The sequence below is a fragment of the Myroides sp. DW712 genome (genome assembly GCF_046557355.1).
Taxonomy (GTDB): domain Bacteria; phylum Bacteroidota; class Bacteroidia; order Flavobacteriales; family Flavobacteriaceae; genus Flavobacterium.
Map to the genome: position 1 here is coordinate 1 of NZ_JBKFDO010000010.1, position 14,883 is coordinate 14,883.

Annotated in this window: 13 protein-coding genes; 8 read left to right on the top strand and 5 right to left on the bottom strand. The window is 37.0% G+C overall.

The features are described 5' to 3' along the window. The 3 genes from ACLJX0_RS09395 to ACLJX0_RS09405 all read right to left on the bottom strand — a co-directional run. Window positions 1-1,879, bottom strand: a 1,879-nt coding sequence (locus tag ACLJX0_RS09395; protein WP_410879965.1) for a S8 family serine peptidase, incomplete at its 3' end; no start/stop codon positions are given. Between the two features lie 126 nt (window positions 1,880-2,005). Then, window positions 2,006-3,175, bottom strand: a complete 1,170-nt coding sequence (locus tag ACLJX0_RS09400; protein WP_410879966.1) for a porin — start codon at window positions 3,173-3,175, stop codon at window positions 2,006-2,008. Window positions 3,176-3,405: 230 nt separating this feature from the next. Further along, window positions 3,406-5,406: a S8 family serine peptidase gene (locus ACLJX0_RS09405; protein ID WP_410879967.1), complete on the bottom strand. Its 2,001-nt coding sequence runs from the start codon at window positions 5,404-5,406 to the stop codon at window positions 3,406-3,408. Window positions 5,407-5,545: 139 nt separating this feature from the next. Here ACLJX0_RS09405 and ACLJX0_RS09410 point away from each other — a divergent pair, with 139 nt between their 5' ends. Further along, the gene (locus tag ACLJX0_RS09410) at window positions 5,546-7,642 is read left to right on the top strand and encodes a M3 family metallopeptidase (protein WP_410879968.1); all 2,097 of its coding nucleotides are present in this window, start codon (window positions 5,546-5,548) and stop codon (window positions 7,640-7,642) included. Between the two features lie 112 nt (window positions 7,643-7,754). Next, window positions 7,755-8,228: a 23S rRNA (pseudouridine(1915)-N(3))-methyltransferase RlmH gene (gene rlmH / locus ACLJX0_RS09415; protein WP_410879969.1), complete on the top strand. Its 474-nt coding sequence runs from the start codon at window positions 7,755-7,757 to the stop codon at window positions 8,226-8,228. A gap of 1 nt (window position 8,229) precedes the next feature. Here rlmH and ACLJX0_RS09420 read toward each other — a convergent pair whose 3' ends face one another. Then, window positions 8,230-8,838 carry a hypothetical protein gene (locus ACLJX0_RS09420; protein WP_410879970.1) on the bottom strand — a complete coding sequence of 203 codons (609 nt, stop codon included), beginning with the start codon at window positions 8,836-8,838 and terminating at the stop codon, window positions 8,230-8,232. Continuing rightward, window positions 8,835-9,659 (bottom strand): dihydropteroate synthase, encoded by an 825-nt coding sequence (gene folP / locus ACLJX0_RS09425; protein ID WP_410879971.1) that lies wholly within the window; start codon window positions 9,657-9,659, stop codon window positions 8,835-8,837. The genes ACLJX0_RS09420 and folP overlap by 4 nt, the downstream gene beginning before the upstream one ends. 126 nt (window positions 9,660-9,785) lie before the next feature. Here folP and ACLJX0_RS09430 point away from each other — a divergent pair, with 126 nt between their 5' ends. From ACLJX0_RS09430 to ACLJX0_RS09455, 6 genes are all read left to right on the top strand, one after another. Beyond that, complete coding sequence (locus ACLJX0_RS09430; RefSeq protein ID WP_410879972.1) at window positions 9,786-10,331, top strand: DUF1599 domain-containing protein; 546 nt, start codon at window positions 9,786-9,788, stop codon at window positions 10,329-10,331. Between the two features lie 20 nt (window positions 10,332-10,351). Further along, window positions 10,352-11,452: a BT_3928 family protein gene (locus ACLJX0_RS09435; RefSeq protein WP_410879973.1), complete on the top strand. Its 1,101-nt coding sequence runs from the start codon at window positions 10,352-10,354 to the stop codon at window positions 11,450-11,452. A 7-nt stretch (window positions 11,453-11,459) separates the two neighbouring features. After that, complete coding sequence (locus ACLJX0_RS09440; RefSeq protein ID WP_410879974.1) at window positions 11,460-12,539, top strand: ABC transporter permease; 1,080 nt, start codon at window positions 11,460-11,462, stop codon at window positions 12,537-12,539. 13 nt (window positions 12,540-12,552) lie between these two features. Then, window positions 12,553-13,128, top strand: a complete 576-nt coding sequence (locus tag ACLJX0_RS09445) for a thioredoxin-like domain-containing protein (protein ID WP_410879975.1) — start codon at window positions 12,553-12,555, stop codon at window positions 13,126-13,128. A gap of 2 nt (window positions 13,129-13,130) precedes the next feature. After that, entirely contained in the window at window positions 13,131-13,883 is a 753-nt protein-coding gene (gene tpiA / locus ACLJX0_RS09450) for a triose-phosphate isomerase (RefSeq protein WP_410880092.1), read from the top strand. A gap of 131 nt (window positions 13,884-14,014) precedes the next feature. Further along, window positions 14,015-14,881, top strand: coding sequence for an AraC family transcriptional regulator (locus tag ACLJX0_RS09455; protein ID WP_410879976.1), 867 nt, complete (start codon window positions 14,015-14,017; stop codon window positions 14,879-14,881). Window positions 14,882-14,883: the final 2 nt, after the last annotated feature.

The following is a 14,883-nucleotide window of genomic DNA, read 5'->3' on the forward strand; positions in this document are numbered from 1 at the left end:
TCATATCAAAAATCTCTATTGAAACTCCTTGAACATTCACCTCCTCTGGAATAGTAACATGCAATACATCTACCACTGGGTTTGGCCAAATAGCAAATGACGATTGATCCAATTCAAACTCTTCTGTAGATAAAGTATTAAAATCATTACTAGTTGCAACCAAAGAAAACTCCTGATGCCCTTCTTCTAGCACACCTTTATGGGATACTTTTATCACATAGGTTCCAGCTTCTGCTCCTTCTATCTCAATTTTCTCTACATTATCCACATCATTATCTGCTAGTACTGCCACTAGATTATTAAAATCTTTGTTTAACCTCCAAGGTAAATACTCTACTCCATCTTTATACACGCGTAAATCAAGGTCATTAACTAACATCGGATTATTTCGCGCATAAGTTTCATTATAATTATTTCTTGAAAACTCTGCATATGGATCAGTCCAAGCCAACGTCACAATAACATTACTTCCACTTTCTTTAACCACCAATTCTTTTTCATAGGTCGCTCCTTGCATTAATTCTCCCTCCTCTAAAGTAGCTAAGCCTTCATTGGCTCCAAGTAAGACTTGAATACCTGCTTTAGCATTAATTAATCCCCATCCGAATATGTGGTCTGGCCCTTGGGACACTCCAGTTCTATCTGCTGTATGAATCATCAAGGCACGAATAGATGCCGACTTCAAAGGCATTTCTCTATTCTCCATTGCCCATTGTTGCCATAAAGCAATCACCCCAGTCACTGCAGGTGCTGCCATTGACGTACCTCCGAATGTGGCATAAGCATCAATTCGAGGTGTTCCAGCTATAGGTGTAGGTAGTATATAATTACTTGAATATACATTGACCCCTTTGGCGGAAATATCAGGCTTAATACGAAAATCATTGGTCGGTCCATTACTACTAAAGTTAGCAATAATCACACTAGCCGGTCCTGTATAATTAGATACTTGATTGACTGCCGCAACAATAATTGAGTTTTTTGAAACAGATCCTCCTAGCAGTAAATTTGCTCCATTTTTGGTAGGATTTAATTGTCCGTAGTACTGTTGATCATTCCCTGCTGCCACAACAGGTTGATAGTATTTGTTGTTATAGGTTACCCAATCATAAACTTGAGCAGTCTGATCATAAGCACCAAAATAATTAGGTCTTACATATATGGTCCCGTCCTCTCCAATAGCCGCCATACCGTAAGAATGATTAGAAACGAGTAATGCATTTTCAGAAGCTTCGTATTCCATTTCCTCGGAATCGTCATCCCAATCATAACTAACCACATGAGCTTCAGGAACCATTCCCTGGGCCTTAGCAGTAATTCCTTTTGCAACTATGGTACCTGTTACGTGGGTAGCATGCGAACGACCTTTTACAAATCTATTTCTCGCATTCTGATTCAGTCGTGTCAAGTCTGGTAACGTATTTTTCATTTCAATTCGAGTTCCTCCTTTACCATCAGTAAATTCCACATGCGTATCTAGTGCTGGCGCACCATCCCATACTCCGACTGTGACTCCTTTTCCGTTTAAATTTAATCCTAAGCTTCCACCAGGCGCAATATCATTTACTCTTGCCGTTTGACGACTCCCATCATTACTTGTTACATAGTAAATATAAGTACCAAATTCATCAATTCTTTGTAACGAAAAAGCTCTTCCGTCTTCAGTTACACCTGCTATTGGTTTATTATTTGCTTTAGCTATTTCATGAGCCTCTTGTTTTTGAGTTGCTAGTTTTTTTGCAACATTTACAAATCCCGCTTTAGCAACGCTTTCTTTATAGCTATTTACTATTTTTCGCTTTTGCTCTGGATTTTGTGCGTGCATGCTAAAACTACAAAATGCAGTAAAGCTTAATAATAAAACAATATTTTTTTTCATGATCTTTTGTTTAACTTCTATAGGGTGATTTTTTCACAGGGGGAAAGATAAAATTTATATATCAAAAAAGAATACCCTTTGGTTAATTTTAACAAAAAAAAACCATAACTTGTTTGCTATTTTCCTTTAGAGCACATGTAAGGGAGTTATAAAACCAATACTTATGCGCCCTGTATTATCGTTAACTTGACTAAACTCTTCTTTAGCATAAGACGAATTCTTACTCCAACGCCCCACATAAGCGGCATAGAATCGCAAATCCAATTTTTTAAATGGACAATACTGTACTGTAGGGATAACACCATACGTTGTTCGCACGTGTTTATTTCCCTTCGACTCAACTGCTGTATTTTTTACATAAGCACCACTTGTCATTAGCGTTAAAGAGAGCGTTAATTTGGAAAAAAAGGAGTAGTCCACTCTAGTCCAATGATCAATATAAGATACCTGTTCTGCCATGATAGGGTGTTCTTCTGGAAACATAGCACTCATTATTCCACGGGTATCTAAGGCATCATGACTGTATTGAAAATCATACATCCAGATCCAGTTTGTCCTTTGAAGTTTATTTCCCAACGCAATATAGTACATGCCTTTATTTTTGGCTTGCGAAAAATAGCTGTAACTATAAGATGTTTGAAACTGATTATGCCAAAAGCTTCCTCTCCAATTACCAACAAAAGCTAGCGGAACCTTCGTTTCTTCAAGTCTATCAGGAATGGTCATTGTAGAGATGTCTTTTAATTTAGATGTGCTCGCATTGAGCACTTGTCCAGTGACACGGTGTTTCTCATTGATTTGATATCCCATCCCAAATCCAACCATGTAATTTTCCGAATGACTCAATATATCATTATAGGCTAGGACTTCAATAGGATTTAAATCGTATTCATATCCTCCCCAATCTGCGGAGAGTTTACCAAGGGTCACATTTAATTTTTCTGTAGCCTTAACATCAACAAAGGCGATATCTACGGTTGAATTTACGTGATCAAGCGTTCCTGTACTTGGTGGTGCTGTAAAACGATGTCTAAATCTTACCCCTACTCGATCGTGGACTTTTGCACTCAAATCAAGGCGCAGTTCATTTCCATTAAAACGACTAGAAGTGAATTTACTTTCGCCTATATCTGAATCAAGCGCATATCGCATAAAAAAAACCAAATCCAAATCAGGCAGAAGATTTTGTTTTTCTACAGGAATTAAGGGGTTAGTAAGAGAATCATTACCCTGTTTCTGCTGTCCAAAAGCAAAAAGGGACATCCCTAATACTACAACATTTACTAAGTGTTTCATACCGTCATCATTATTATAATTTCCAATCCATTACTGGTGTTAAACTTGAATACCACTCTGTTTTTTACAAAAACAAAACAGTCTTCCTAACACACAATCGATTAAAAATCAAATAACATGCCGTTTTCCTTTTTTATTTGAAATACAACTGACTTAAAGATATTTTATATGAATACTATAACAAAAACCATACAAATTACAATCTCATTTTTCTATTCCGATACTATGACTTACTTTTTTATAAATTTAATCTGATACTTTTTAGTATCTCCTCCCTTAACGGTAAGAAAATACATTCCACTAGGCAAAAAAGAAACATTTAAACTCTGTCTTGGGGTTGCTTTCATAGGCACTGTTTTAATGTACATTCCCTTCTGATCATAAATTGTAGCTTCTAAAGTTGAAAAAACAAGAGATTTAGGAATCTCAATATTTAAAATTTCACTGGCAGGATTGGGCCAAGCCAGTACTTGTTCGAGTATTTCTTCTTCCTCTGCCGATGTTAAAGTAACCCCCTTATACGTATTTCCATTAATCAGGATACTATAATCTTGCACTTGATTAACCAACTTTCCTTTATGTGAAACGACAACTTCATACAGACCTAAATCCGGATTATCTATATCAATTCGCTCCACATTGTCTACTTGATTATCCCCTTGAACAGCTTTGCTTCCCACGAATTGTTCTGTCAATTTCCAAGGAAAATATTCTTTCCCGTCTTTATATACCCGAAGGTCTAAATCATTAACCAAGTTTCTATTTTCTTTTAATTCCAGAAAATTTGTTTCACTGTATGTCCCTGCTACATCGGTCCAACAAATAGTAAAAGACAGCTGTTCCATCTGTTCAGTTACGTTAATTTTAAGCGTATTGGATTTAGCATTCAACAAGGTTTCTTCTCTCAGAACAGCTTCTCCATTATCTACAGCATTTAACAACTGAATTCCGCTCCAAGCATTAATAAGTCCCCATCCTGTTTTTGCACTAGGCCCTTTTTCATCCGAAAATGCTTGGGCGCTATTAATCATTACTCCTTTTATCGTAGCCGCTTTGTAAGGAAAATTGTGCTGATTAAGCCCCCATTGCTGCCAAAGCAAGAGAATTCCTGAAACTGTAGGTGCAGCCATCGACGTGCCACTTAAAGAAGTGTAGAGATTATTTTTTTCAATTTCCCCATCAGTAAAGCGATATTGATAAGCCGACGACAATACCTCTAGCCCTATTGCGACGATATCGGGTTTAATTCGAAAATCATTCGTTGGTCCATTACTACTAAATTCCGTTTCATGAAGTATTCCTAAAGCATTCAGTCCAATAGCTCCAACTACAATTGCATTTTTAGCCATAGCATGTCCTAACAATAAATCCATTCCTTTCTTCTCTGGATTGACAATATCTGCATAAAGCTTATCATTCCCTGCAGCTACAACGGGTTGTAAATACGGATACAAGTACGTTACTCGATCCATCGTAGCCGCATCAATGGAATAGGTCCCGAAATATTCACGTGGCAATAACGGCTGTTTTTGTTCATCTACAGCGGCAATACCATAAGAATGGTTGGATACCAAAATTCCTTGTTCTCCCAAGTTTCCTAACTTAACCATATCGTTTTCCCATTGATAACTAAGAACCTCTGCTTTTGGAGCCATGCCCTTAGCCTCTTTTTTCTTTCCTTGAGCCACTATTGTTCCTACCACATGGGTGGCATGATTTCTTCTTCTTTCAACACCTTCAAATTCGTCACTATCTTCCGCTACACTCTCCCACTGATCCATATTTTGCACGCGTGATTGCGTTGTCCCTTCAAACTCCATGTGCTTAGCAAAGGCTAAATCACCATCAATTACTCCCACAAACAGTTGCTGTCCTAATAAAGTATTGAAAGCGGGATTCGTTGCTGTATTTAATTGGTTCACGCCGCTCACTTGTCTCGAAATTGTATTATGCGTTTTAAAGTAAATAACTGTATTTCGCTCTATGCGTTGTACTTGATAATAGTTAACCTCATCAGTAAACTGCGCTTTGAAGTAGGGCTTATCCTTTTGATAGTCTTGAAGCTTTTTAGTTTCAAGTCTTGCCGTTTGAGCTATTTCGCTTAGAATTTTCTTAGTTGCATCCGATGTATATTGCTGTTGTAATTGCGCTCGAATAGCAGGTGATTGTGCGAATAAACGTACCCCTACTAGAGCAAAAAAAACAGTCAAATGGAAATTTAATTTAAACATGACTTACATTTACAAAAATCAAAGCTCCATATTGATTGGTCTTTTGATTCCAAAGTGAGCTTTAAATTTATAATAAATTAAGTCAATTACAATATATTTTTATCTTTGACTTTCATTAAACTAAAAACTATTCAACCTTATGTATGTAAAGAAAGTGATTATGAGCGTTGCCTTAGGCGCTGCCGTATTTTCTACCTCTTGTCAAGATAAGTCAAAATGGGAGGAAACTAATGCTTTTTTCAACGAAAGTGAACTACCTTACCATACGGCTGATTTCTCCAAGATACAGAACAAAGATTTTAAACCTGCTTTATTGGAAGGAATGCGTCAACAAGCCGCAGCGATTGAGCAAATTACCTCCAATTCAGAGCCCCCAACATTTGTCAATACCATTGAAGCCTTAGAACTATCTGGCTTGCTTCTAACGCGAGTAAGTAATGTTTTTCACTTGCTAACCAGTGCACATACCAATGCAGAATTAATTGCACTTAACAATGAGTTTGCGCCAAAATTCGCCACACATACGGACGAAATTTATTTAAATGAAGCCTTATTCGAGCGTGTTAAAAAACTACAGGAAGAGCGAATGCTCCTGGGACTAACTGAAGAACAAATCAGATTAATTGAGGTATATTACGAGCGATTTTTACAGGCAGGAGCGAATTTAAATGCCGAAGATAAAAAGCAATTAAAACAACTCAACCAGGAAATTGCGAGCTTAACCAATGATTTTAGTGCCAAACTTTTAGCAGCAACAAAATCAGGATCGGTAAACTTCACTAAAGAAGAACTCGTAGGTTTAGCTGAAGATGAGCTTGTATCACTTGAACAAAAAGATGGAAAGTACAGTATTCCTTTAAGTAATACCACCCAACAACCTGCTTTGAGTCAATTACAGCTAAAAGAAACTCGAGATAAGTTATTCCAAGCAGCGTGGATTCGAGCAGAAAAAGAAGATAAAAATGACACGCGTTCAACTGTTCTAGCCTTAGCGAAAAAGCGTGCAGCTAAAGCAAAATTGTTAGGATTTAATACGTATGCAGACTGGAGTCTTCAAGGCACGATGGCACAAAAATCAGAAGATGTATTTGCTATGTTGTCTACTTTAACTCCGTATGCTTTGCAAGCCGTAAAAGAGGAAGCGCAGCTCTTACAAGAGGCAAACAAATCAGGGGATTCTTTGACTGCAGCTGACTGGACCAATCTTGCAGAGCAAGTACGTAAAGAAAAGTTTGACTTAAACCAAGAGGAATTAAAGCCGTATTTTGAATTAGACAAAGTCCTTAAAGACGGCGTTTTCTTTATGGCGAAATATTTGTATGGGATATCGTATATCGAGCGTACTGACATTCCCGTTTGGCATGAAGACGTAAAGGTATACGAGTTTTTCAACAAAGACCACAGTAAACTAGGACTATTTTACACCGACTATTTCCAACGTGATTCCAAACAGGGGGGAGCTTGGATGAGTAATATTGTTGATCAATCGCATTTAACGAAGCAATTACCTGTAATCTACAATGTAGCTAATTTTCCTAAGCCTGCTGCGGGTCAAGCTACTTTATTAACGATGGACCAGGTCATTACTTTATTCCATGAATTTGGGCATGCTTTGCATGGTTTATTTGCTGATCAGCAGTACCCTACTCTATCGGGAACGAATGTATCTCGTGATTTTGTTGAATTTCCGTCACAGTTTCATGAGCATTTTGCCTTTGATCCAATTATCTTAGACAATTATGCCAAACACTATCAAACAGGTTATGTATTGCCGCAAGAATATGCTGACAACATCAAAGCTGCCGCAGGATTCAACAAGGGATATAGTCTAACAGAAGCATTGGGTGCTACCTTGATTGATTTGGCGTGGCACAGTATTGATGTTACCACAGAAATTACCGATGTGGATGAATTTGAAATAAACACATTGAAAAAATATGGTATTTATACTGAAATGGCTCCTCCACGCTATCGTTCTTCCTATTTTAGTCATATTTTTGGCGGTGGATATGCTGCGGGATATTACTCATATAAATGGTCCGAAATGCTTGATTTTGATACTTATGCTTGGTTAATGGAAAACGGAGGTATTTCGCCTGAAAATGGAGAGATTCTGCGTAAAAAGATATTTTCTAGAGGAAACACCGTGCCTTTAGATAAACTCTATCGCGATTTTAGAGAAAAAGACCCAACTATGGATGCATATCTACACTATAGTGGTTTTACCAAACCATAAGTGACATACACTAAACAAACAAAGCGACCCTCACCGGTCGCTTTGTTTGTTTTATCTCGTCTTTTTCACTTCACCCTAAAATACTACCTTTGCCACAATCAATATTTTTCAGATGAATATCAAACTACTGGCCATTGGCAAAACAGACAACAAGGAATTGCAATCCTTACTCCATGACTATATGAAGCGCTTGTCGTTTTATGTCAAGTTTGACTTAGAGATTATTGCTGACATCAAGAATGTCAAAAACTTATCCGAGGCACAACAGAAACAAAAAGAAGGCGAATTAATTCTAAACAAAATTAGCCCGACTGATTTTTTGATTTTACTGGATGAAAAAGGAAAGGAATTCACGAGTATAGGATTCGCAGATGAATTACAGAAGCGAATGAACGCAGGTATCAAGACCTTGGTTTTTGTCATTGGGGGTCCCTATGGCTTTTCAGAGGAGGTGTATAGCAATGCAAAAGGGAAAATATCACTTTCAAAAATGACATTTTCCCATCAAATGATTCGCTTATTTATGGTTGAACAGCTCTATCGCGGTTTTACGATTTTGCGCAATGAACCATATCATCATCAATAGATTAATAGATTCGATCTTGATTGATAAATTGTTTACTAACCTGCAGCTCTTCTAACAAGATTCGCATTTGTACATATTGTTCGAAGTTTAATTCTTTACTGAACCCCAACTGCACACTATCTCTGTTTTGCATGAGCTCTTGTAATTGATTGCGTTCGATGGCATTTCCTTCAAAGAAAACATCATTGGACGCATTAACATAGAGTAAGCGATCGGTTGAACTTGGGCGTTCAAATACATAGTCTATAGGCTTAAAAGGAAAGAAAGACAAATGTTTGTTTAGCGTATCAGCATAGCTGTAAAACACATCTTTATCATCTGGGTGCATGCTATTGGGATCGTATTTTTTTTCTTTTATTTTAGCTACCATTTCCAACACTTCTTTTGCATTGAGCCCTCGTTCAATGTGGAAGATAAAATTGGTTCCTCCTATTCTATTGTTGTCGTTTACGTGCGCATGAATACCATCTTCTCCATATTCAATATAGATGGGTGAATGGTCCTCTACGTTCTCTTCAACTGTATAAGCTGCACGCGCTAATTTCATTTCTTTTTTATCACAGCTCATCAACAAGCAAAGAAAAGGTAATACAAACAGTAATTTTCTCATATCATCAATTGGTTTAAAATTTTTCTAACTTCATTTGCTTCTTTTACATCGTGTACACGTAAAATCTGTGCTCCTTTTTGCAAGGCAAAAGCATTTAAAACACTCGTTCCATTTAAGGCTTGTTCAGGAGTAGTATCCAACAATTTATACAGCATGGATTTACGAGATATCCCTACAAGTAAAGGCAGATTGAAACAGTGAAAATGTTCTAATTTAGCCATTAATTCGTAGTTTTGTTCCCTTGTCTTAGCAAAGCCAAAGCCCGGATCTAAAATAACATCATTAATTTTAGCTGCCCTAGCTTGTGCTAATCGTTCGGAGAAATAATACCGCATATCAACGACTAGATCTTCATAAGTTGTAAGTGTTTGCATGGTTTGCGGATTTCCTCTCATATGCATCATAATGTAGGGCACTTGCAATTGTCCCACCACCTCCATCATGCGTTGATCTAAAAGACCCGCAGCGATATCATTGACGATAGCACCACCTACTTCAATACCTTCTTTGGCAACGTTGGCGCGAAATGTATCAATCGACAACTTTACCTTGGGAAATTGATTTACTAATAGAGCCACTACCCCAACCAAACGTTTGATTTCTTCTTCTTCGCTGACAAATTCAGCACTAGGTTTAGACGAATAGGCTCCTAAATCAATGATATCAGCACCATCTTCCAGCATTTTCTCTGCTTGTTTTAGAAAGTCTAGATCCGTTTTGTATTTGCCGCCATCATAGAAAGAATTGGGAGTTAGATTGAGGATTCCCATAATTCGAGGCGTAGATAAATCCATTAATTCTCCCTTACAATTAATTGTCATACAGCACAATTCAATATTTTATCTTATTTTTATTTCCATTTAATTCACCAAAAGGTGTAACATTATTTTCACCAGCATAGTATTATTACTATTTTTGAAGAATAATCCATTACAAATATAGTTTAAATGAGTACTACTTCTATACAATATGATCAGGTAATTGCTAGTTGCAAATCGCTATTTCAAAAAAAAATGCACGATTATGGATGTGCATGGCGTATCATGCGTTTAAGTTCGCTAACCGATCAAATTTATATCAAAGCCCAGCGCTTGAGAAGTATTCAAGACAATACGGTACGCAAAGTGGACGAAGGAGAAATCCCTGAATTTATTGGGATTATTAACTATTGCGTTATGGCGCTAATTAACGCGGAAATTGGTGTAGGGAAATATCCTGATTTAACAGCTGAAGAAGTGGAGCGACTGTACGACAAGCACGTATTGGAAACGAAAACCTTAATGGAAAATAAAAATCACGACTATGGAGAAGCTTGGCGTGATTTACGCGTTAGCTCGCTAACGGATTTGATTTTACAAAAATTACTTCGCGTGAAGCAAATTGAAGACAATAAAGGAAAAACATTGGCCTCAGAAGGCATCGAAGCGAATTATCAAGACATGTTGAATTATGCTGTTTTTGCGTTGATTCACCTTGAACTAATAAATGAATAAATAACCATCAACCACTAGTTATGAAAATTATCACGCAACTGTCGCGCATATTTGTAGGCGTATTATTTATTTTATCCGGTTTAGTAAAACTGAACGACCCTACTGGTTTCTCTTTTAAACTAGAAGAATACTTTTCGGAAGCCGTTCTAAACTTGCCTTTTTTACTACCCTATGCTCTTTCCTTAGCAGTCATCCTTGTGATTGCTGAAGTCATTTTAGGTGTTGCCTTATTGATTGGTTTTATGCGCAAATTGACGTTGACGTTATTATTTTTAATGATTGTATTTTTTACTTTCTTAACCTTTTATTCTGCTTATTTCAATAAAGTAACTGACTGTGGTTGTTTTGGAGATGCAGTACCTTTAACTCCGTGGGGATCTTTCACTAAGGATATTGTACTCTTAATTTTCATTTTAATTCTCATCAAATTCAGAACCTATATTCAGCCTTTATTTCAAGCGAAAACCAATAATCTCATTATGATGCTTACCCTTATATTGTCTTGTTTCATGGGATATTGGGTATTGAATCACTTGCCTTTAAAAGACTTTAGAGCTTATAAAGTAGGTACAGATATTCAAAAGGGAATGGAAATACCTGCCGATGCTCCTAAAGCGGAGTATCAAATGACGTTTTACTACAACATCAACGGTAAAGAAGAAAAATTTACCGACAAAGAATTGGGTAATATTCCTGAAGGTGCGGAGTTTGTACGTCGAGAAGATATTCAATTAAGTGAAGGTTTTCAACCAGCTATTCACGATTTATCCATGGATTTAGACGGAGAAGAGCATTTAACTACAATGTTAGAAGCGCCCAAATTAATTTGGATTATTTCATATGATTTAGAGCGTGCAGATGCTGAAGGACTACAGGCAATGAAAGACTTTGCCAATAAAGCGATTGTCAAAGGCTATGTTGTAGCAGGACTAACGGCTTCGAGTAGTGCTATTATTGACAATGTTATTAAAAAATACGAGCTTCCTTTTCTTTATTATACTGGGGATGCTACTACATTAAAAACAATTGAACGAGCAAATCCAAGTATTGTAGTATTGGAAAAAGGAGTTATTGTGGAAAAGAAACACTGGAAAGATCGCAATCAAGTTACCTTAAAATAGAACCGTCTTGTTGACTTATTTCATCAAAAAAATGGGGTATGCCTTACTCACCTTATGGGGAGTAGTCAGCGTTGTTTTCTTTTTGTTTACGATTCTACCAGGTGATCCTGCGCGGATGATGTTAGATCAAAATGAAAGCCCAGAACAACTAGAAGTCATCAAAAAGAAATATGGATTTGATCAGCCCATCAGTAAGCAGTATGTCTTGTATCTGAATGACCTATCTCCCCTTTCTTTGCATAGCACCCACCCAGAGGACTATAGTTTCAACCGTGCAAACAAGTATAACGGAATTGTTTTACTTTCTTTGGGTCAAACGGAGCTGATGCTAAAAACCCCTTATTTACGTGAGAGTTTTCAAAAGAATGGCAAGGCGGTCAGTAGTATATTGGCTGAAACTTTACCCAATACAGCACTATTAGCAACATTGGCTATTGGGATTGCCCTGTGTATTGGTGTAGTTTTAGGCATCATTTCTGCCCTTTATGTCAACACCTGGTTGGATCGTCTCATTTCCGTTGTAAGTACCTTTGGGATGAGTATTCCTTCGTTTTTTAGTGCCATTTTGTTTGCCTGGATATTTGGTTATTTGCTGCATACCTATACCCATTTGCCTATGACAGGTAGTTTGTATGAGGTTGATGATTATGGAGCTGGTCGATATCTCGCTCTAAAAAACAGCATTCTCCCAGCAATCGTATTAGGTATTCGTCCTTTATCGGTTGTCATCCAATTGATGCGTAATTCGCTCCTAGAAGTATTGAGTTTGGATTACATTCGAACCGCCAAAGCCAAAGGGATGCGTACCACACAGGTGATTTACAAACACGCTTTAAAAAACGCTTTAAATCCAGTTGTCACAGCATTATCAGGGTGGTTTGCCTCCATGTTAGCTGGTGCAGTTTTTGTGGAGTATATCTTTGGATGGAATGGTTTGGGTAAAGAAATTGTAGAAGCATTAAATACGTTAGACTTACCCATCATCATGGGTGCCGTACTTACAATCGCAACTGCTTTCGTAATCCTAACAATTTTAGTAGATTTGATCTACGCTTATTTAGACCCAAGAATAAAGCTAAATGAATAAATAATAATCCATTATGAAAAAAATTTTTATTACCCTATCTATACTTGCTTTAACAGCGACTGCTTGTAAGCAACAATCCGAGAAATTGGAAGTTGTTTCCACAGAGGAGTCAACAACTGCAACACCCTCAGAAGAAGTTTCAGGAGAGACAACGGAATTTGCACCAGAGGCATTGGCTCAAATATTTCACCAACTAGACGGAAATACACTTACCTTTCAAGAAATTTTGGCACAATACAAAGGAAAAAACATCTTAATTGATGTTTGGGCTGCTTGGTGTCCAGACTGCATCAAAGCACTGCCTGAAATAAAAAATATCAAGGCTGAGTTTCCATCTGTTGTATTTGTCAACTTATCCTTAGATAAAACACCAGAAGCTTGGAAAGAAGCCATTGAAAAATACGGAATTGAAGGAGAGCATTTTCACTTAAAGGACGAAAAGCGCATGAAAGGAGTTTTTGGACAAGCGATTCAATTAAACTGGATTCCACGTTATATCGTAGTAAACAAAGAAGGAAAAATTGAGCTTTTTAACGCAACAGAGAAAAACTTTGAAGAAATAAAAGCCTTATTAAATACCATACAATAATGATGAGACACCCAATTGTTGCAGGAAACTGGAAGATGCACAAAAATCTTTCAGAAACCCATGTACTATTAGATGAACTAATTGAACTATTGCCTACAGGTAAAGAAGTAGAAGTTATTGTGGCACCTACTTTTACCAATTTAGCTAGTGCAGTCAATCACTTAGAAGGAACGAACATTCAAGTGGCCGCTCAAAATATGCACCAGGCAGAAGGTGGTGCTTTTACAGGAGAGATTTCTGCTCAGATGTTGTTAAGTGTTGGTGTTGAAACCGTAATCATCGGACACTCAGAACGAAGACATTACTTTAAAGAAACAGATGCAATTTTAGCAGATAAAGTCAATACGGCATTGAGACACAATATGCGTGTGATTTACTGCATTGGTGAAGAATTAAAAGACAGAGAAAGCAAGCAGTACCTCAATGTTATTTTCAATCAATTACGCGATGGATTATTCCATTTATCTAAAGCACAATGGGCTAATCTAGTTATTGCTTATGAACCTGTGTGGGCCATTGGAACAGGAGAAACTGCTACACCAGAGCAAGCACAAGAAATTCACGCTTTTATTCGTCAAGAAATTGAACGACAATACGACAAAACAGTTGCCGACAGTACCTCTATTTTATACGGGGGAAGTGTTAAACCGAGCAATGCCAAAGAGATTTTTTCTAAGCCCGATGTCGATGGTGGCTTAATTGGTGGTGCAGCTCTTGTTGCCGCTGACTTTGCTGCTATTGTTCAAGCTTTTTAAGTAAGTGTTTTAATCCACTATACCTAGCCTATCCAAAAAAGGATAGGCTTTTTTTTTATCGTCAAGAAATACTTATTTATAAACATTCTAAATAATTTAGTATATTTGTTGCACACAAATAAAGCAGTCTTATGCAACATAGTCAAGACATTGTAGTTTATCCACAAGATAAATCAGTAAAAAATGGTGTTTATTTAGGAGAAATACTTCCCGAAAATTTAAAATATGACCTTTTAGGGGTTACCCATCGTCACGATTGTTATGTGATTATTCTTGTACTTAATGGTGTACTAAAAGTGAATTGTGAATTTCAATCATTTACCATTGGTGCAAATCAACTTTTTATTACCAAACCCTATCAAGCTCATACCGTAGAAAGCTTTGGGGAAAACTTTTATGCTTATTTTTTAAGTGTACAAGATTTTCGAATTCCTGATGACTTAACCTATCAATTTTTTAATTTACCTGTTGCAAAACAGTTAGTAAAGTTAAACCCTTCTTCTTATCAAACCGTAATTGAGACGATTAGCCTCTTACTGAAGTACCAGCTTCAGCAAGACTTGTATACCGCAGAAATAACTAATGGTTTATTTCAGGCTCTTATTTACAAGATTGGCTCTATGCTTCATACAGATCCAACTCTACCGGACGTATTGGTACCCAATCAATCTAATGTAATTACCTCTAAATTCAAGCGTCTGATTACTACCCAAAGTCATTTAAAACAACCGTCTTATTTTGCTGACTTATTATTTATAACCCCTGCACATCTAAATGATTGTGTAAAAAAAACAACGGGACAAACCGTTAGTTATTGGCTAAAAAAATCGATTATTGATGAGGCGAAGCGACTACTATATTATACAACAAAATCAGTCAAGGAAATTGCGTTTGAATTGGGATATGAAGATCACACCTATTTCTCCCGTTTATTTAAAAAACACGTCAAACAAACCCCTTTACAATTTAGAAATGATTTTATAGCAATAATACAGTAATT